This is a genomic window from Thalassobacterium sedimentorum (assembly GCF_031127905.1).
Lineage (GTDB): Bacteria > Verrucomicrobiota > Verrucomicrobiia > Opitutales > Coraliomargaritaceae > Thalassobacterium > Thalassobacterium sedimentorum.
On sequence record NZ_JARXIC010000022.1, the window covers coordinates 49,491 to 67,286 of the forward strand.

16 protein-coding genes are annotated in these 17,796 nt (G+C 49.0%); 9 read left to right on the plus strand and 7 right to left on the minus strand.

The window, feature by feature from the left end:
• The first annotated feature begins 111 nt into the window (after positions 1-111).
• Positions 112-852 (plus strand): HAD hydrolase family protein, encoded by a 741-nt coding sequence (locus tag QEH59_RS12955; protein ID WP_308985801.1) that lies wholly within the window; start codon positions 112-114, stop codon positions 850-852.
• Positions 853-887: 35 nt separating this feature from the next.
• Here the strand turns inward: QEH59_RS12955 and QEH59_RS12960 are convergent, their stop codons facing one another.
• From QEH59_RS12960 to QEH59_RS12970, 3 genes are read right to left on the minus strand one after another with little or no spacing between them, the layout of a single operon-like run.
• A complete protein-coding gene (locus tag QEH59_RS12960) occupies positions 888-1,334 on the minus strand; it encodes a DUF695 domain-containing protein (RefSeq protein ID WP_308985802.1) in 447 nt (148 codons plus the stop codon).
• 25 nt (positions 1,335-1,359) lie between these two features.
• Positions 1,360-2,325: an adenylate/guanylate cyclase domain-containing protein gene (locus QEH59_RS12965; RefSeq protein WP_308985803.1), complete on the minus strand. Its 966-nt coding sequence runs from the start codon at positions 2,323-2,325 to the stop codon at positions 1,360-1,362.
• 27 nt (positions 2,326-2,352) lie between these two features.
• Entirely contained in the window at positions 2,353-3,285 is a 933-nt protein-coding gene (locus tag QEH59_RS12970) for a uracil-DNA glycosylase (RefSeq protein WP_308985804.1), read from the minus strand.
• Positions 3,286-3,777: 492 nt separating this feature from the next.
• Here QEH59_RS12970 and QEH59_RS12975 point away from each other — a divergent pair, with 492 nt between their 5' ends.
• The 6 genes from QEH59_RS12975 (at position 3,778) to QEH59_RS13000 (ending at position 9,776) form a co-directional block, all read left to right on the plus strand.
• Positions 3,778-5,286, plus strand: a complete 1,509-nt coding sequence (locus QEH59_RS12975) for a hypothetical protein (protein WP_308985805.1) — start codon at positions 3,778-3,780, stop codon at positions 5,284-5,286.
• Positions 5,287-5,331: 45 nt separating this feature from the next.
• The gene (locus tag QEH59_RS12980; RefSeq protein ID WP_308985806.1) at positions 5,332-6,288 is read left to right on the plus strand and encodes a serine/threonine protein kinase; all 957 of its coding nucleotides are present in this window, start codon (positions 5,332-5,334) and stop codon (positions 6,286-6,288) included.
• Between the two features lie 55 nt (positions 6,289-6,343).
• Positions 6,344-7,063 (plus strand): hypothetical protein, encoded by a 720-nt coding sequence (locus QEH59_RS12985; RefSeq protein WP_308985807.1) that lies wholly within the window; start codon positions 6,344-6,346, stop codon positions 7,061-7,063.
• Between the two features lie 55 nt (positions 7,064-7,118).
• Complete coding sequence (locus QEH59_RS12990; RefSeq protein ID WP_308985808.1) at positions 7,119-8,054, plus strand: ParA family protein; 936 nt, start codon at positions 7,119-7,121, stop codon at positions 8,052-8,054.
• A 41-nt stretch (positions 8,055-8,095) separates the two neighbouring features.
• Positions 8,096-9,127, plus strand: coding sequence for a hypothetical protein (locus QEH59_RS12995; protein WP_308985809.1), 1,032 nt, complete (start codon positions 8,096-8,098; stop codon positions 9,125-9,127).
• A gap of 250 nt (positions 9,128-9,377) precedes the next feature.
• A complete protein-coding gene (locus tag QEH59_RS13000; RefSeq protein ID WP_308985810.1) occupies positions 9,378-9,776 on the plus strand; it encodes a translation initiation factor in 399 nt (132 codons plus the stop codon).
• Between the two features lie 124 nt (positions 9,777-9,900).
• On the opposite strand, the gene ppdK is transcribed toward QEH59_RS13000, so the two are convergent.
• Positions 9,901-12,651, minus strand: a complete 2,751-nt coding sequence (gene ppdK, locus QEH59_RS13005; RefSeq protein ID WP_308985811.1) for a pyruvate, phosphate dikinase — start codon at positions 12,649-12,651, stop codon at positions 9,901-9,903.
• 233 nt (positions 12,652-12,884) lie between these two features.
• Between ppdK and tatC the strand changes: the two genes are divergently transcribed.
• Entirely contained in the window at positions 12,885-13,715 is an 831-nt protein-coding gene (tatC, locus tag QEH59_RS13010; RefSeq protein ID WP_308985812.1) for a twin-arginine translocase subunit TatC, read from the plus strand.
• Positions 13,716-13,839: 124 nt separating this feature from the next.
• Here the strand turns inward: tatC and QEH59_RS13015 are convergent, their stop codons facing one another.
• From QEH59_RS13015 to QEH59_RS13025, 3 genes are all read right to left on the minus strand, one after another.
• Positions 13,840-14,088, minus strand: coding sequence for a hypothetical protein (locus tag QEH59_RS13015; protein ID WP_308985813.1), 249 nt, complete (start codon positions 14,086-14,088; stop codon positions 13,840-13,842).
• A gap of 170 nt (positions 14,089-14,258) precedes the next feature.
• Complete coding sequence (locus QEH59_RS13020) at positions 14,259-15,020, minus strand: TlyA family RNA methyltransferase (RefSeq protein WP_308985814.1); 762 nt, start codon at positions 15,018-15,020, stop codon at positions 14,259-14,261.
• Between the two features lie 3 nt (positions 15,021-15,023).
• Positions 15,024-16,298 (minus strand): mechanosensitive ion channel family protein, encoded by a 1,275-nt coding sequence (locus tag QEH59_RS13025; RefSeq protein ID WP_308985815.1) that lies wholly within the window; start codon positions 16,296-16,298, stop codon positions 15,024-15,026.
• A 75-nt stretch (positions 16,299-16,373) separates the two neighbouring features.
• Between QEH59_RS13025 and QEH59_RS13030 the strand changes: the two genes are divergently transcribed.
• Positions 16,374-17,786 (plus strand): PQQ-dependent sugar dehydrogenase, encoded by a 1,413-nt coding sequence (locus QEH59_RS13030; protein ID WP_308985816.1) that lies wholly within the window; start codon positions 16,374-16,376, stop codon positions 17,784-17,786.
• Positions 17,787-17,796: the final 10 nt, after the last annotated feature.

Sequence of the window (17,796 nt, forward strand, 5' to 3'; positions counted from 1 at the left end):
AGTTCCTGTATGTTGAGTGCTGATATTAAGGTTATATTTCAAGATATAGATGGATGTCTAAACCCTGAGGACGGGGAGGCGTTTGGAGTGGCCACGGACTGGGAACCGACCATGAATCAAATTCGTATGTTGCGCTCAATCGATGACGCTGTAGAGGCTTCGACACTTGATTTTTTTGTGATGAATACGGGACGCCCCTGGTCTTTGGTGCGCAACATCGTTCAGCATTTTAAGAGCTCAAAGCTGCGCTATTGTCTATTGGAGCATGCATGCGTTCTGTATGATCGTGAAACTGATCGCACGATTGATTGCGCGGCGTTGGCCAAGCGCTATGGCTTTGTTGCACTGGCGGACCGTTATGAGAATATTCGAATAATTGAAAAGTTGATTGCCTGGTATCGTGCGCGTGGACAGGCCCAATTGGAGGCACATTATGGTGTGGATCTCTCGCCGATTGAGAAGTTTGGCAATTTGTCTTTTGTCATTCCCGTAGAGGCTGATGGTGGCGAGGTGCTGCAGAGAATTGAATCGCTGGCACGTGCGGACTTGGATCCACTGCAGATCGATCAATTAGACTTTGTACGTTCCGATCGTTATATAGATGTGTTGCCGGGTATTCACAAATTGGACGGTATTCACTTGCTAACCAAGCATCTAGGTGTCGCCCTGAATGAGGCAATGGCGGTAGGTGACTATCTGAATGATTTGACGGTTTTTGAATGCTTCGATCAAGTGATGTGTCCAGCGAATGCGCATCCGGATATCCAAGCATTGGCCCGTTCCAAAGGCAGTGGGGGTTTTGTGAGCCGCTTGTCATATGGGGCGGCATTACTACAGTTGCTTTCAGACTAAGTCGCAGCGCTTGCTAGCTAGAGTGAGAAGGGCGCTTAAGTTTGTCGTGCACATGTGAGAAATACTTGTCTCAGCTCATCCCAATTGGGGTCGTCTTCTACGTTTAACTGAATCGGCAGCTTGGGGACAGAAGCGAGCGCTTGATTGATGCGAATGCCCACCTCGTTTACATCAGACAAATAGAAGTGCCACTCGCGGGTGCCACGGGTGGTATAAACAAAGGCAAGTATGGCTGCGAGATCGGGGTCGAGTGCTTCCAGTAGTCGATCTTCGAAAACTTTCATGTCAGCGCTTTGGGTATCGCTTGGCATGCCACTGCTGTCGGTAACTTCAAATGTCCATACGATCGTGAGTCGTCTAGGGTAGTTCGCATCTGCTAAAAAGTGCTGCAAACTGGGGCGAAAGCGTAGCACGCTAGGATTATTCGGATCCTTTCCCTTTGCGATGCTCCAAGCGTCAGAGTTGGCGGCGACTATTTTCATATTGGAACGTGGCGATTTTTAGGGCTTATTTGGTGAAGTATGCCCAAACATTGTGGCGTCCATACGGTTTGATGTGGGCCACGTATTCTTGTTTCTTTATTTCCAGAGGCAAGTTCGGCACGGCGCGGTCGACGTAGACCCGGTCGCCGGGGCAGGCGCTACATAGGCGGCTCGCAATATTGATGGGGCGGCCTATGTAATCATTACCAATTTCAAGATGGCTGGCCAAGCCGAAGCAGATGCCGGCGCCAATTTCCTGTGGGGCTCCATGGGTGAAGTGAGGGCTATCCTTGACCATGGACCAGGTGTGGCGAAGGTTGAGTGCCGCGTTGAGAGCTTCGCGCACCGCGATTTCGCGATCAGTCGGGCTGGTTTCCCAAATCGCTAAGACTCCATCGCCGAGGAATTTGGTCATTTCAGGGGGGAAGCGTTGCAGGGCTCGGTTGACCATATGGTAGAAGGCGGACATCAGACCACATGTGTAGGGGGATTCAATTTCGGGCTTTTCACAAAAAAGGCTAAATCCGCGAATATCGATGACGAGTGCCAGCACTTCGCAGGGCTTTCCAAATTCGACTTCTGGTTCATTATTCTCGATGAAGGGGTAGTTGGTGTAGATTTCCTCTTCAAATTGATAATAATTCGATTTTGTTACAGAGTCGCTGTAAAAGCTAAGTCCTTGTAAGTAGCGATCATAGGCAACTGGACGGTATTGGAGTTCAGATACGCCATATCCGTCGCTGTGTTGAGTGCGACTGGTATAGAAGCGCGCTGAGTATTTGCGCACGCGTTCTTCTTTGCCCTTCAGCTTATGAAGTACCTTAGACACTTCCGGTTCGTCCAGCACGATGAAGCACTCAAAGCCGTCGACGGTAAAATAGACATATTTGTATTCAGGATGTACGGTTTGGAAGCGACTGCAGATGTCCCAGAAATCTCGAAATTCCAGACCTGATATAGGATATTGTCTTTGTATGATGGTTTGCGCCATATGTCCTTAGTGTCTGAATCCGTGCGGCTAGGCTTTGGGAAGGAAGAAACCGCGTTGCTTGTCATTGATCTCGAGTTCACATTTCTCCATGACCAGTAACATGTCTTCCCAGGCCATGCGTTTCGTTTTGAGTGTGCCGTTGCGCAAAAGATAGGATGGGTGAAAAGTGATCATAACAGGGATATTCTCGAAAGTGGCCCAAGTGCCGCGCACGGAGCCTAATTTACGCTCCGGATTGGGGCCGAGTAGGCCAGTGACAGCTGCGTTGCCGAGTGCTACGATGACCTTAGGCTTAATGATTTGAACCTGTGCCTGTAGGTAGGGGAGGCAGAATTGCATTTCTTCTATCGTGGGCGGGCGATTGCCGTAGGGCTTGTCGTGTTCAGGACGCCATTTTAATATGTTGGTGATGTATACCTCTTCGCGGGAGAGTCCCATGGCACTGATGATTTTGGACAGCAATTGTCCTGCTTTACCGACGGCAGGTTCGCCTGTGCGTTCCTCTTCCGTGCCTGGTGCTTCGCCGCAGAAAAAGATGTCGGCTTGATGAGAGCCAGCTCCGAAGACGACCTGACCTTGCGCGCTGAGGTGCTTTCGGCAAACCTCACAGTTTTCGACACGTTCTTGTAACCACTGCAGTTGAGTGACAGAATCGCCCGCTGGGAGTGAAATTTCCGGAGGCGCTGGTAAGCGCGGAGCAGCAGGGGCTGGCTCGACCAGCTGTGCGGGAGCGCGGTCCTTGCTTGTTGTGGAGGGCTTGATCAGATCATGTAGGTCCGCGTGCACAGCCGAGGTTACGCGTCTGTCATGCGCAGTGTTGCCTGTCGTGGCTTTCGCCGCCAATTTTGAAGCTTTAGACGCGATTAGATCCAAGGTGTCATCTTTCACAAAGACACGGTTCACACCATCACGTTGTAAACGTCTTAACTCATTTGCAATTGCTTCCAGACCTGAGGACATGTTGTGAGCGTTGCGGATGGGGTGCGGCGCGTCGAGTCACTTTTCGTTGTGGCTACGAATAAAGCGATACGGGTGCTAGGGGAGGTCTCCCAAACGTGCGCCACAGCTGCGCAGCTATGCGACTCGACTGAGCCAAAGCCCCCAGATGGCAATACGATACTGAAAAAGTTGACTCTGATGGAGTGATGACTGCATGAGTGTCGTAGTTTATGTTATTTAATGGGCTTATCTTATATAGTATTGGCACGTGTTTTTTCTTTGTTGTAAACTTTAGAGGTGGGTGTTGTGTGTCCGTATTATGGGGTTAGTTGCTTATCCTGTGGTATTACTTAACCTTATTTATTGTATAAAAATTGCGTTCAGATAGAATTTTAGCATTAAGAAAGTGTAAAAAGTCTAGCTTCACTATATTGTGACTTTACGGGATGCTGGTAACGGGCCCATATTGGCCCCGTACCAATCCTGTATCAGCAGTGACCCCAGCTCCAAATTATGTCTGAGAAAGCAACATTACTCACTTCTATTCCACCGGTCGAAAAATCGGATTCAAATGATAGTCGTCCAGCACTTTTGTCGCCAACTCCCGTTGAAACTAAAAAAATCCAGCCGATCCAGCCAGTTCAGCCAGAGTCTAAGGCGCAGTCATTAACTTCGGTTCCGGCTAAAGCGAAAGCTGAATTAAAAGTAGAACCGAAAATTCAGGCTAAAGTCGAGCAGAAGAGTTCTGAAAAAGTGTCTTTACTTTCACAAACGAGAGAGGCGCCCCCAGTGGCTAAGGCACCGGTGCTTTCGGAGTTTGAAAGACCTCAGAATACTGAACCTGTTCGCCCAGTTGAGCCGGCAGTGGTCAAGCCTGTTGCGCTGTTGGAAACGGTAGATATTGAAGCAGTTGCGGAGGAACCCAGTTCGTTGACAATGTTGCAGGTGGCAACGTACGCGTCCTTTGTTTTGAATTTTGTCCTAGCGGGGGCGGTGGCGGTTGTTCTGTTTAAGAAGGCGTTGCAGCTTGCTGAAGAGCGCTATGTTGTTAGCGCAAAGGCGATGGCAATTGCTGGCATCTTGATTATGTTGCATGGCTTCTTTGCGACTTATCTTTATGCTTCGCACTTGAATCAAACCGTCAGTTCTGCCCCCTTATTTATAACCATGGCAGTTTGGGTATTTGTGGGGCCTGCAGTTGGGTTTATTACGCGTAATTTGCTTTCGCGTGGTCATAAGCCCAGCATGAAGCATTCGTTGATGGATGCTGGAATTTACGGTGTCATCTTTTTTCTGACTGCCTGTGGAGTTAGCTCAGGTATTAAGACTAATGCGGCGCTCTTGGCCTCGATTATGGCAGGTTTTTTAATGATCGTGCCGATTGCCCGCTCTATGACGGCGTTTGGTGTCGCTAAGGCGCGTCATCGTGAGTTGAACGAACCCTGTGAGAAAATCCTGATTTACGGCCTACTGATACTGCCTGCTTTATTGCCAGCCTTAGCATTTGCCCATGTTTGTGGGCTTAGCGATTCGTTGACTCTATTTTTGATTAATTTTATCACATTTGATTTCTTGTTGGTGGTGAGTTTGTCACTGATTGCGTCGGCGGAGCAGTTTATTCCTGAACCTGCGGAGGCAACTCCGTCTGTTCAAGAGAAGCCGAAGTCGATACCAGCTGTGGCATCGACAGGGGCCAAATCCGTTAAAAAGTCGGTGAAGTCAACGCCCGCTCCACAGCCCGAGAAGGTGATGACCGGTAATCCTGATGATCCGATTATTCAGTTTCTGAATGGAGAAACCGGGGATGATGAGGTGGCTCCAGTCGTCGAGAAAATTGCTTCGACCTCCAAGCCGGCGGCACGTAGTTTACCGCCGCGGAAGCCAGGTCTGCCGGGCATTAAGCCTCCTAAGAAACCTGGCTCGAGTCATGCTGCAAAGACTCCCAGTGCGCCCAATGCGCCTAAGGCACCCAATGCCCCGTCACGAGTCCGGGCGCCTGCTAAGCCTAAGAAACGCTTCTAAATTCACTTATTGTCAAAATAACTTAACTTCAAAATATTTACCCCAATGATTATGGATATTTCTGGTATGGGATTCACTGATGAGCTTTGCTCGCTTCAACCGGGCATGAGCCTCGGTAACTTGCACATAGTCAGTTTTATTGGTAAAGGAGCCATCGGTGAGGTGTATTTGGCACAGCATGAGATGCTGGGAAAGGAATTCGCGGTAAAAGTGATTCCCAAGGGATTTAATGGAGAAGACGGTGCGACTGTTTTTAAGCAGGCTGCCCGAATTCAGACGAAGCTCGATCATCCGAATATTTTGCGTATCGACGATTTGGGGGAAGAGGATATGTTCTATTGGTTGCGAATGGAGCACGTGGAGGGGGAAGTCACTGCAGATAAGGTGAGAATACGCACTCTGGATGACTTGATGCGTAATAACAAAGGCCCGTTGAGTGAAGAGGAAGTACATTACTATCTGTATTATCTCTTACTCGGCTTGGATCATGCTCACAACGAAGGTATTATTCATGCTGACCTGAAGCCTGCGAATGTGTTGATCACTGAGGATGGTGTGAAAATTTCGGAGCTGGGAGTCACTGATTTAATTGGACATGCATGGGATGATTTCCACTTACTGCGTAACGATGTGCGTTTGGAACCGACGCCTTTTGATCCATTGCCAGGTTTTAGTCGCGCACTCCCTTCATTGCTCAATGCATTTGAGTATTACAGTCCAGAGCAGCGCGCTGGTAAGCAGCCCGATATTGCCAGTAATCTGTATACGGTAGGTTTGATGACGTATCGTATGCTAACTGGGCGGCATTGCCTGTCGTTGGATTTACCGACTAAAGCGGTCAATGGAATCAATCCGCGGTGGGATGCATGGATGAAACAAGCGTTGGCTTATGATCCAGAGGATCGCTTCCAATCTGCCTCCGATATGCTACATGCGATTCCTGGACTCGATGCCGGTGAAGAAGCCGAGGATTCTGCATCTTCGGAGCAGGCAGCTAGTTAAGATTTCACTTTCTAATTACAACAGATCATCACAAACTCTAAATAAAATCATGTCCATGCAACGTAAATTCAAGGTAACGACCACCATCACACAGTATATGTGGGCTTCCTCCCGTAGCGATGCGGAAAAGTTCCAGGAAGAGCTGATTAAAAAGGGAAAGCTGGATGTCATACGTCACGGTGAGACAGATGTAAAATACTGCTTCACGGGGGGGAAAGATTTCGTAGAGGCACCGGAGGATATTTCTCAAACACGTAATCCGATTCAAGAGCCGCGTCGTGGTGACTGGCTGGAGATTGAGCATGGTGATGTGAAGGCCTGCGCTTTGGTACGCCGTCTCACGCGTCGTAAAGTGTACTACTATGAGGCACTTTCCAAGACTGAGCGCTCTGTAGATCGCGATCGTTGGATTCAGTGGGCATCTCAGCATCATATTCATCCTTCGTACGATGGCATCGTGCCACCTTTCATCGTGGACGAGGCCGTTGTCGCGCATGAAGAACGTGGTATGCTCGATGGCTTTAATGCCACACCTGATTCCTCTCTCATCCTTGAGATTCTGGATAAGTATGGTTATGTACCAGATGACTATGAAGTGGAGAACGGCTACTGGGCGGAAATTTACATTGATAATGCTATTTCTGAGAAAATTCTTTCCAGCCAACAAGAGCCTGCGCTTCGCACAGGCACAGACGGCGATCAGGAGTTCGGTGATTTTTCAGTGGGCTTCTCTGAAGAGTTACCCACAATGGACGAATTCGACTCAAAATTCTAAGTGATCGATTCTTTGATACAGATCACGATATTCAATACACCGAGAGGTTAAAATTATGGCACGTAAGCTCGCATTTATTAACTACAAAGGTGGGGTGGGAAAAACCTCACTCATCGTCAACGTAGCCGCATGTCTTGCGCAACGTGGCAAACGCGTATTACTCTGTGATCTCGACACCCAGTCGAATTCCAGTATCTGGCTCCTACGCATTGAGCGTTGGAACCGCATTAATATGGAGAAACGTGGTTCGGTTTATTCGATCTTCGATCCAGGTGATGAACGTATTAAAGACATCATTGTTAAAGACGTGGTCCGAGATAACCAGGGCAATGCACAGTTGCCGGGGTTGGATTTATTGCCGACGACCTTCAATTTAATCGATATTGAGAATGAATATAAGATCGATCCGCAGAATCCACATTATCTGATCTTTAATGAGCAGATTCGTGAGGTTGAAGATGATTACGATTTTATTCTCTACGATTGCCCGCCAAATATTCTGAATGCCTCACAATTGGGTATCTTCAGTGCTGATGAGCTTTATGTGCCAGCAAATCCGGATGCACTTTCGCTGATTGGTTTTACGCTGATGATTGAGAAGCTACTCTTGTTTTATCGTCGTTCCGCTGGATTCCGTGTGCCGGAAATGGGGAATTTTGCTCGTGTATCCGGTGTGATCTTTAATTCGATTAAGGCAAATGTGGATATTGGAGTGCCCAAAATGCGCATGCAACTCCGCTTGAATCAATTTAAGAAGCAGCGCTTGGTTTCCAATGAAGCGAAGATTTACGAGGCCTGTGTGCGTGATGCTACCATTGTTCGTCGTGCAGTGACACTGGGCTTGCCTGTGTGTTTGGTCGAGAGTCGTGAAGTCGCGGAGGGAGTTGGTAAGGACTACAATGACTTGGCCGAGGAAATTCTCGCACATAATGTTAATGCAATCGCCAAAGCGAATAGTAGTGCCGGGACGAGCATGGCAAGCGCGTCATAGAGACAACAGTTCTTGGTGCGACGATAGTTATTAGCGATTGAATGAGCGAAGATAAGACAAAGCAAGGGCATGGTTTGAATGTCGTCGAAGAGCTGGCAGCACGCTGGGATAAGGCTTCCTATCGGGCTCAAGGCTCACCCTTTGAGGATTTAAGTGTTTCGGCATTGGCTAAGAATACCGGCACCCGGGCATGGTCACGAGTGGGTGGTTCTGTCAAAGGCGATACCATTGCTCGCTACATATACTTAAGTTTTGAAGAATTGATTGAAGTGGAGAAGCTTGATTTGAGAGCGGCGACTCAGCTTTTGGAGATTTGTGAAGCCACCTTTCTGTTTGAGGAAGAGTGTAATGAGCTCGGTTCTTTTGAAGGAATTGATGGTCAAGCTTATCAGCAGCGGATGCGCTTTGTGGAAGAGTTTGGGCTCTATCAAGATTATCCAGTAGCTTTAGCTAATTTGGATGTGGATTTGCGCGAACTGTGTGCGGCCGAAGAAATTATCACCTTTGTAGATTTGATGGAATTTCTCGACCGTCTTTCCGACAAGGCTTGGATTGGTGGCAGTTATCGTAATCTGCAGAATGTGTTTGCTCACGGTGATGAAAAGGGCTTAACACGTTTTTTTCCTTACCGTCTGGGGCATCGAGGCTTTCATCTGCCGGAGGCACTGTCTTTTATTCTTAATCGTATTAAACAGCATGAACTGAATTCGGTTTTTGAATATCATGAACGTCGTCGGAAACGTACTCGATTGTCGAGTAAGCGAATGGAGATGCCTTCAGTTGTGGAGAATCGTCTGATGCCAGAGGTGATTAAATGCTTACATTATTTTTGCAGCCATCAACCGCGCCTATTGATTCGTTTGCATGATTCGGCTTATTTGTGTCGTGAGTTGATGTACTTAAATGATCCGCAAACTGAAGGGGTGTTGCACTGGCTCATCCATTTGACCTTAGGTATTTTTCGACCACCGCAAGAAGCTGATATCGATGAAGAATTGAAAAAGTTAACAATTCCGCAGGATTCTGCTCTATTAAAAGATTTAAGTGATCTATTAAAAGAAGAGGCAGGATGAGTTGTGGTATTATTCCTGACTATAAGCTAGGTTGAAGTGTGATGGACTGTGAGCAATTAAAAGCGGATTTAGAATGTATTAGTGGCCATCGCCCTTTCGCGGCAGGCGAAAGCATGCTTGTTGTGCTTCAGCGACTGGATGCCGCGACGACAGCGTCATTTACGCCAGCGAGGCTGAAGCACTATCTTTCGCAGCGCAGTTACGTAAAAGCATTAGCTTGGTTAAATGATCCTTCAATGCCCCATAAAGTATGAGTGCACGAAGAAATGATAAAATCTCCACTGACGGTGGCGATGCCTTTGGAGCTAACCCCTTTGGCGGACTGGATGCCGCAGGCTTGCCGGCGGGAGAGGTGCTGCCTCGAAGCGCCTCAGCTAAGAAAAAGTCAGTCAAGAGTCGATCAAAAGGGCGCGTTGAAATTCGTAGGGAAAAAGCAGGTCGAGGAGGGAAAACCGTGACTACACTAAAGGAATTTCCGACGCATATTCCATTGAGTACTTTGGAGGCGATGACTTTTGAGCTAAAAAAAATATGCGCCTGTGGGGGCACTTTAAAAGGACGAATTATTGAATTACAGGGAGATGTCTGTGAGCGTGTTTGCGTTGAATTAAACGCCCGTGGCTATCAAGCGGTTCGTGCCGGAGGTTAAGTCTGACTGGTGGACACTTGTCTGGTATTGCTATGGTCGCACTGACGTCTCGTATCAGCAAAAAAGCCCTTCCGTATTTACGGAAGGGCTTTTGTTTATTAAGTGAACGTGAACTTAGTTCAGACTACTTGAGAGCAGCTTGTGCGGCCGCCAGGCGTGCGACTGGCACGCGAGGTGGGGAACAGCTGACGTAGTCGAGACCAACACTGTGGAAGAACTCGATGGAGGCTGGATCGCCACCGTGCTCGCCACAGATGCCGAGCTTGAGGTCCTTCTTGGTGCTGCGCCCCTTCTGAGCGCCGATTTCAACCAGTTGGCCCACCCCTGCTGCATCGATGGAGGCGAATGGATTTTGTGGCAGAATATCGAGGTCCTTGTATTTACCAAGGAATGTGCCGGCGTCATCGCGGCTCATGCCGAGACCAGTTTGTGTGAGGTCATTGGTGCCGAAGGAGAAGAACTCAGCTGTTTCAGCGACTTCGTCTGCGGTTAATGCGCCACGAGGCACTTCGATCATGGTGCCGACTAGATACTTGAACTGAACCTTCTTCTTTTCCATGACTTCTGCGGCAACGCGGTGCACCACAGCGACTTGATTCTTGAGTTCATCTGCAAAGCCGACGAGAGGAATCATCACTTCTGGGATCACCTTGATGGGCTTCTTGAGCTTGTAGCAAGCAGCAGCGGCCTCAAAGATTGCGCGTGCTTGCATCTCAGTGATTTCAGGATAGGAGATGCCGAGACGGCAACCACGGTGACCCAGCATAGGATTGGATTCGTGGAGGGCATGCACACGGTTGGAGATCACATCGACATCGACGCCGAGGGAGTTTGCAAGCTCACGCTTGGAGGACTCGTCGTGAGGAAGGAACTCATGAAGAGGTGGATCCAACAGGCGCACAGTTACAGGAAGTCCGCCCATTGCTTTGAAGAGACCGTTGAAGTCCTTACGTTGGAATGGTAGGAGCTTCTTGAGAGCCTTACGACGCTCAGCTTCGTCAGAAGCGAGGATCATTTGGCGCATGAAAGTGATACGATCACCTTCGAAGAACATGTGCTCTGTGCGGCAGAGACCGATACCTTCAGCACCATAAGCAATCGCAGCAGCGGCTTGATCCGGTGAGTCCGCATTGGTGCGAACGCCAAGCTTACGATGCTTGTCCGCCCACTTCATGACTTGGTCATACATTTGGAATGTGTAACTGTCTTCAGCTTTGAGCTTACCGTTGAGGACTTGATCCACTTCCGAAGGAGCGGTGTCAACTGCACCCGCGAAGATTTCACCAGTTGTGCCGTCGATGGAGATGTCGTCACCATTCTTGAAGGTCTTGTCGCCGATCGTGAGTGTTTCGTTGGCGTAGTTGATCACTACTTCAGAAGCACCACAGACGCAGACCTTGTTCATTTGACGTGCGACCAGAGCGGCGTGTGAAGAAACTCCACCACGAGAAGTGAGGATACCGTCGGCAGCGATCATGCCACGAAGGTCTTCCGGTGTGGTTTCCACACGGCAGAGGATTGCGTGGCCACCCTTGGCGGCAACGGCTTCAGCATCGGGTGCAGTGAAGCAGATCTTACCAGCTGCAGCACCAGGGCCAGCAGGAAGACCAGTTGTGAGTACCTTGGCTTTCTTCACGGCTGCAGGGTCGAAGACCGCAACCAGGAGCGAGGAGATGGAGTCGGCTGGGATCTTTTTAAGGGCTGTCTTTTGGTCGATCAGTTTTTCCTTAACCAGTTCAACGGCGATACGCACAGCGGCGAGGCCAGTGCGTTTACCGTTACGTGTTTGCAGCATCCACAGCTTGCCGTTTTCAACGGTGAACTCGAAGTCTTGCATGTCCTTGAAGTGCTTCTCCAGTTTCTTGCGAACCGCTTCGAGGTCTGCGTGTGCCTTGGGCATTTCCTCCTTGAGCTGAGCAATCGCGTTGGGGGTGCGGATACCGGCCACCACGTCTTCACCTTGAGCGTTGATGAGGTATTCACCGTAGAAGACTTTCTCACCATTTGCAGGGTCGCGTGTGAAGGCAACACCTGTGGCGCAATTGTCGCCCATGTTACCGAAGACCATGGCTTGAACGTTCACCGCGGTGCCCCATGCTGCCGGGATACCATATTTCTGACGGTAAAGAATTGCGCGCTCATTCTGCCATGAATTGAAAACCGCACCGATCGAGCCCCAGAGTTGCTCGTAAGCATCTTGAGGGAATGCAGTGCCTGTGCGCTTTTTAATGATCGCCTTGTAGCGCTTGATCAGCTCCTTGAGGTCATCGGCTGTCAATTCGTTATCAAGTTCGACCCCCGCTTCTTCACGGAGTTTTTCCAGGCATGCTTCGAATGGGCAATGGTCGTTCTCGTTGACTGCCTGCACACCCATGACCACATCACCATACATTTGGATGAAGCGGCGGTAGCAGTCGTATGCGAAAGCTTCATTGCCGGACTCGCTTGCGAGTGCCTTCACAGTTTTGTCGTTCAGCCCTAAGTTGAGGATGGTGTCCATCATGCCGGGCATCGATTCACGAGCGCCGGAACGGACTGAAAGTAGTAGGGGGTTTTTATCGGCGCCCAGCTTTTTGCCGACTTCTTTTTCGATCTGAGCAACTGAAGCTTTCACTTCCTTCTCAAGTGTCTTGGGATACTGGCGACCGTTGTCGTAGAAGTATGTGCAGACTTCAGTTGTAATTGTGAAACCAGGAGGGACGGGGAGACCGATACGAGCCATCTCTGCGAGATTGGCACCTTTACCGCCGAGGAGTTCCCGGAGTTTAGAGCTACCGTCGGTCTTTTGACCGAAGTCGTAGCTGTATTTTACCGCTGCTGCGCTCTTGCGCTTTGCGGCTTTCTTGGTGGCTTTTTTTGCTTTTTTAGCTGGCATAAGATTACGACCTTTTTGTGGATCGAGTTGTTATATGTTCGCTGCCAACGGCAACGAAGTTTGAGAAAGAACGTAGCAAAGACATTTCGCTCTGCCTGTCAATGGATTAGCATCTTGCCTGTATAAAGAATGCAGATCTGAATCGCACTGGTGTCTTACATTTTTAGTTTTCTGAAATAAAGTAAGATTGGAGTTTGCCCGAACTGTATGAAACCGAATAGGAGTTTAATGTAATGACAGAATATCTGGAACACGACGATAATAAGGACGGCCAGCAAGAGGCCTCACTTGGCGAGGGTATGAGCTTTTTAGAGCATCTAGAGGACTTTCGCTGGACGGTCGGGCGAAGTTTATTGGCTTTCATTGTTGGGATTGCACTGGCCACATTTTTTATCGGTGACATTGCTCAGATCTTAAAATTTCCGATCGTCAGTGCTTATGGTTCCGCAGAATTAGCTGATGAAAATTTAATTACCTATCGGCCGATGGGAGTGATTTCAGTTTTTATTCAAATCGCGTTTTTATCTGGGCTAACTTTATCCATGCCCTTTGTCTTATATTTTTTAGCGGCCTTTGTGGCCCCCGGGCTAACTGATAAAGAACGCAAGGTACTGCGACCTGCTTGTTTTGCGGCATTTATACTCTTTGTTTCTGGAGTTGCGTTTGCGTTTTTTCTGATTCTGCCACTCACTCTGGCATTTTCTGTGCAGCTGAACATGTACTTCGGTTTTGATCTGTTGTGGGCCGCTTCTGAATACTACAGCATGGTGGTTTGGTTCTCGCTCATGACGGGGGCATTTTTTCAGTTTCCGCTGATCATTGTAATTTTGGTATATTTGGGAGTGATTCCAGTGGAAAAATTACGTTCAATCCGTCGCGCAGTGTTTGTGGGCTTGATGGTCTTTTCGGCGTTCCTGACGCCGGGAGGGGATTTCGTCTCCTTGCCTTTGACGACTGGATTCATGTATGCGCTATACGAATTGGCCATCTGGGTCGGCGGGCGTGTGGAGAAGAAGAAAAAGGCCGAGGAGCTTGCGGATTGGGACGACGAGGTGGGTGAGTGAGGTCTTCACATTCCCGAAGATTGCTACGAACATTTTGGAAATGGCGGCGAACCTAAAAAAGAGGCCGTCCAAATGGACGGCCTCTTAAAAGGATGGCTTTAAAGCCAGAAATAATGGGTACTGCTTACTTCGAGGCTTGTTTTTGCTTTTTTTGGTCCATCAATACGACCATGAACATATGGTAGGAGAACCAGAACACTGCAGCAATTGGGACGGCAGTTAAGCAGGCTTGTAGTTGCGCGATCGTCGCATCTGGAGAAAAGGTGAAGGGAACCAGCAGAAACGACATCATAATAAACACGAGTAGTGTAAGCACTAATCCAAGTATTATATGAAAAGGTGTGAGTAGTTTTTGGTAAGCAGCGTTTTCCATTTGGCTTAGAAACAATTGCACTGACAGCGGCTGTCAAAGCGAAAGTTTCCTGAATTTGCGCAGAGAGGCATTTTTTGCCAAGCGGGCGATGCTTGTTTGGCAATTATTGTAGGTACGATTGAAGAGGCACGGGAGGTGTATATTCTTGGGCAGCTTTTGCCTGGTGTAGGTCAGGATACCTGTGTGCGTTTGAGTCCGAGTAGAAATTCGCGATTGCCGTCTGTGCCCTTGATGGGTGAATCCATGGTGCCAATCAGCGTCGCACCGGGGAGTTGGCTGAGTGCAAATTCTTTAATTTGTTCCAGCACGCGTTGGTGAATGGTTTCGTCACGAATAATGCCACGACCTGCATCCACTTCGTGTTTCTCCGCCTCAAATTGTGGTTTTACCAATGCGATCAGGCAGCCATCAGTTTCGAGAAATTGCCAAACTGCGGGTAATACCTTAGTGAGGGAGATGAAGGATAGATCCATGACTATGCGCGGATAACTATCGCGGGGGAGGTCGCCGATTTCCAAGTGACGGGCATTGGTTTTTTCTAGATTAGTGACCCGTTCATCCTGAATTAATTTATTGTGCATTTGAGCGCGCCCGACATCGACACAGGTAGCGCTGAGTGCACCCCGTTGTAGTGAGCAATCGGTGAAGCCGCCAGTGGAAGCGCCTACATCGAGGAAGTGCAAGCCTTCCATCGAGATTTCAAATTGATCCAGAAAGCCTTCTAATTTTTCGCCACCCCGGCTTACAAAGCGGGGTGGAGTTTCGACCCAGACCTCGCTATCCTCTGGTAAACTGCGTCCAGGCTTATCCAGGCGCTCAGTGCCCAGCTTGACTTTGCCCGCTAAGATCAAAGCCTTCGCTTGAGAGCGTGAGTCGGCTAGATTTTTGGCGACTAATAATTCGTCGAGTCGGAGTTTGGAAATTTTTGCCATAATTTAATTCGGATCGGGACGCTCACGCTTAACGAAATCGACATCGCTCGAGCGTATGTGTAGATCACGCTGTGGGTAGGGGATCTCAATGTTATTATCTTTAAAAAGGTCCCAGATTTTTAACAGCACCTGACTTTTGACACTCCCTACACCATTGGCTGGGTCGCTCAACCAGAAGCGAAGCTCTAAATTGAGCGAACTATCGCCAAATTCTTTAAGCAAGCAGACTGGTTTGGGGTCTTCCAAGACGCGTTCGTGTCCTTTCGCGGCTTCTAGCATGAGTCGAATGCACTCGTGCGGATCCGCATTGTACGAAACGCCGACGGGCACTCGCATGCGCACCAGTTCGTCGGTGAAGGACCAGTTAATTACACGCTGTGTGATTAGGTCTTCGTTAGGAATGAGGTGTTCCGTGCCATCACGGGTGATGACGGATGCATAGCGGGCGCGCAGATTGTTGATCCAACCATAGGTGCCTTCGATTTCAATGACATCTCCTGGTTTGATCGAGTTGTCCAATAGCAGAATGATGCCACTGACAAAATTGGAGACCACTTTTTGTAGCCCGAACCCCAGCCCCAAGCCGATTGCCCCGCCTAACACTGTGAGCGATGACAAATTGACGCCCATGGAGCTGAGTGCAATCATGGTAGCAATAAATATAAATAGAATACGGATGATTTTAACAATGAGCACGCGCAGTGAGGCGCTGAGTCGAGGCACGGTTTGTATTCTGCTTTCTAGCAGCCGTGTGAGTCCAAGGCTGATCCACATCGTGATTCCAAAAGCGACTAAACCTGTAATGATCCCCCAGGCCGAGATGGAGAGGGTCCCGACCTCGACGCGAAATTCTTGTAGATTATCATTCAGACCATCCAACTGTGCCATGGCATAGATTGTGGTGATCAGATAGCCCACCATGGCGACCGATCGAGCCCAGAAGAGATCTTTGATGAAACTGCAAACCAAGCCGATGATCATCCAGATGCAGCCTAGCAAGGTGAAGAAACGGAAAAAAGCGGTCGCTTGATCCATCGCAGTTAAGCTGACGTAGCCAACGAGGCACATTAACCAAGTTGCGATGAACCCCAGGTTCGCGCGTAGCCAAAAAAAAGGGCCCCAGTTTGCCTTCTCTCCTTCCAGACGCTCATTGTGAGAATTTAGAATACGTGAAAAAAGCAGAATTGAAAATCCGATGATGGCTAGTTGCCATAAATCGCCGGACTCAAATTGGCCTTTGGGCAGGAGAAATTCGCCCATTTGTTTCATAATATTCATAGTTAGTGAATAAGCATAAATGATTACTCTCGCAATCTTTTTGCAAATTTAGGAATCACCCTCAGGGTGCTAACGATGCGACTCTTTATACTACTACTTACTTTTACTTCGTCATTGCTGGGACAAAATAGAATTGGCACGGGGGCGGTCCAAAAGCTGTACCAGGAGAACTGTATGAGTTGCCATGGTGAGCATTTAGATGGTGGTTTGGGGCACTCATTGTTGGACCGATCCGAATGGACAGTCGTCGGGGATGAGCTCGATTTTATTCAATATGTGCAAGCCGGGGACAGCAATACCGGCATGCCGGGGTTTCGGGAGGCTTTAACTGTGCCTGAAATCCGATCGCTCGAAATATACATTGATGAGGTAGGCCAGCAGGCTCGTGATGTGGCTGGCGAGACTTCCGTGAAGCGTCAAGGAGATGTGTTGACGGCAGGTGGTTATGATTTCCGTTTAGAGCCGGTGATTGAGGGACTTCAAACCCCGTGGTCCATCTATTTTTTATCGACGACCGAGGCACTCATTACCGAGCGTTCCGGTCAGTTGCGCTTGTGGCGAGCCGGGCAATTGAGTGAGCCCATTACAGCTACCCCGAAGGTTATCACGCAAGGACAGGGCGGTTTACTGGAAGTGGCCGCGCATCCTGACTACTTGGATAATGGGTGGATTTACTTAGGCTTTTCCGCTGCAGCGGCGGATGCGGAGGGCACTAAGTATAGTATGACTAAAATTGTGCGTGGGCGGATCGTTGATGAGCAGTGGGTGGATGAACAGGTTATTTTTGAAGTGCCGGCAGAGTTTCATCGTCAAGCAGGTGTGCACTTTGGCACGCGTTTTGTTTTTCAGGATGGTTATTTGTATTTTGGAATTGGCGACCGTGGTGCTCAAAATCAAGCACAGGACCTGTCTCGGCCCAATGGCAAAATACACCGGATTCATGATGATGGGCGTGTGCCAGTTGATAATCCATTTGTAAATCAGGCGTCCGCCTACCCGAGTATTTGGACTTTCGGCAATCGTAACCCACAGGGCTTGGACGCACATCCTATTACCGGGGCGATTTTTGAGTCTGAACATGGACCGCGTGGTGGGGATGAGATTAATTTGATTTTGGCTGGCCGAAACTACGGTTGGCCAGTGATTACTTACGGGATGAATTATAACGGGAAGCCGATCACTGGGCAGACCGCCGCGCCCGGGATGGAGCAACCACTGCACTATTGGACTCCTTCCATCGCTGTATGTGGAATCGATTTTTATGAGGGAGATCAATTCCCTGAATGGAAGTATAATCTCTTTGCCGGAGGCCTTGCCTCGCAAGAGCTACATCGTCTTGTCATTGAAGACGGGCGGGTCATTCACGACGAGGTTATCCTGAAGAATGAAGGTCGCGTTCGGGATGTTGCGAGTGGCCCTGATGGTTGTCTGTATGTTGTCCTAAATGATCCGGATGTCGTGGCGCGTCTTGTGCCTGCTGCAGAATGAAAGCGACTCA

Excerpts from the sequence above, each read along its gene's own strand:
- QEH59_RS12955 (WP_308985801.1), top strand. The coding sequence starts at position 112 with ATGAATCAAATTCGTATGTTGCGCTCAATCGATGACGCTGTAGAGGCT.
- QEH59_RS12960 (WP_308985802.1), bottom strand. The coding sequence starts at position 1,334 with ATGAAAATAGTCGCCGCCAACTCTGACGCTTGGAGCATCGCAAAGGGA.
- QEH59_RS12965 (WP_308985803.1), bottom strand. The coding sequence starts at position 2,325 with ATGGCGCAAACCATCATACAAAGACAATATCCTATATCAGGTCTGGAA.
- QEH59_RS12970 (WP_308985804.1), bottom strand. The coding sequence starts at position 3,285 with ATGTCCTCAGGTCTGGAAGCAATTGCAAATGAGTTAAGACGTTTACAA.
- QEH59_RS12975 (WP_308985805.1), top strand. The coding sequence starts at position 3,778 with ATGTCTGAGAAAGCAACATTACTCACTTCTATTCCACCGGTCGAAAAA.
- QEH59_RS12980 (WP_308985806.1), top strand. The coding sequence starts at position 5,332 with ATGATTATGGATATTTCTGGTATGGGATTCACTGATGAGCTTTGCTCG.
- QEH59_RS12985 (WP_308985807.1), top strand. The coding sequence starts at position 6,344 with ATGCAACGTAAATTCAAGGTAACGACCACCATCACACAGTATATGTGG.
- QEH59_RS12990 (WP_308985808.1), top strand. The coding sequence starts at position 7,119 with ATGGCACGTAAGCTCGCATTTATTAACTACAAAGGTGGGGTGGGAAAA.
- QEH59_RS12995 (WP_308985809.1), top strand. The coding sequence starts at position 8,096 with ATGAGCGAAGATAAGACAAAGCAAGGGCATGGTTTGAATGTCGTCGAA.
- QEH59_RS13000 (WP_308985810.1), top strand. The coding sequence starts at position 9,378 with ATGAGTGCACGAAGAAATGATAAAATCTCCACTGACGGTGGCGATGCC.
- ppdK (WP_308985811.1), bottom strand. The coding sequence starts at position 12,651 with ATGCCAGCTAAAAAAGCAAAAAAAGCCACCAAGAAAGCCGCAAAGCGC.
- tatC (WP_308985812.1), top strand. The coding sequence starts at position 12,885 with ATGACAGAATATCTGGAACACGACGATAATAAGGACGGCCAGCAAGAG.
- QEH59_RS13015 (WP_308985813.1), bottom strand. The coding sequence starts at position 14,088 with ATGGAAAACGCTGCTTACCAAAAACTACTCACACCTTTTCATATAATA.
- QEH59_RS13020 (WP_308985814.1), bottom strand. The coding sequence starts at position 15,020 with ATGGCAAAAATTTCCAAACTCCGACTCGACGAATTATTAGTCGCCAAA.
- QEH59_RS13025 (WP_308985815.1), bottom strand. The coding sequence starts at position 16,298 with ATGAATATTATGAAACAAATGGGCGAATTTCTCCTGCCCAAAGGCCAA.
- QEH59_RS13030 (WP_308985816.1), top strand. The coding sequence starts at position 16,374 with ATGCGACTCTTTATACTACTACTTACTTTTACTTCGTCATTGCTGGGA.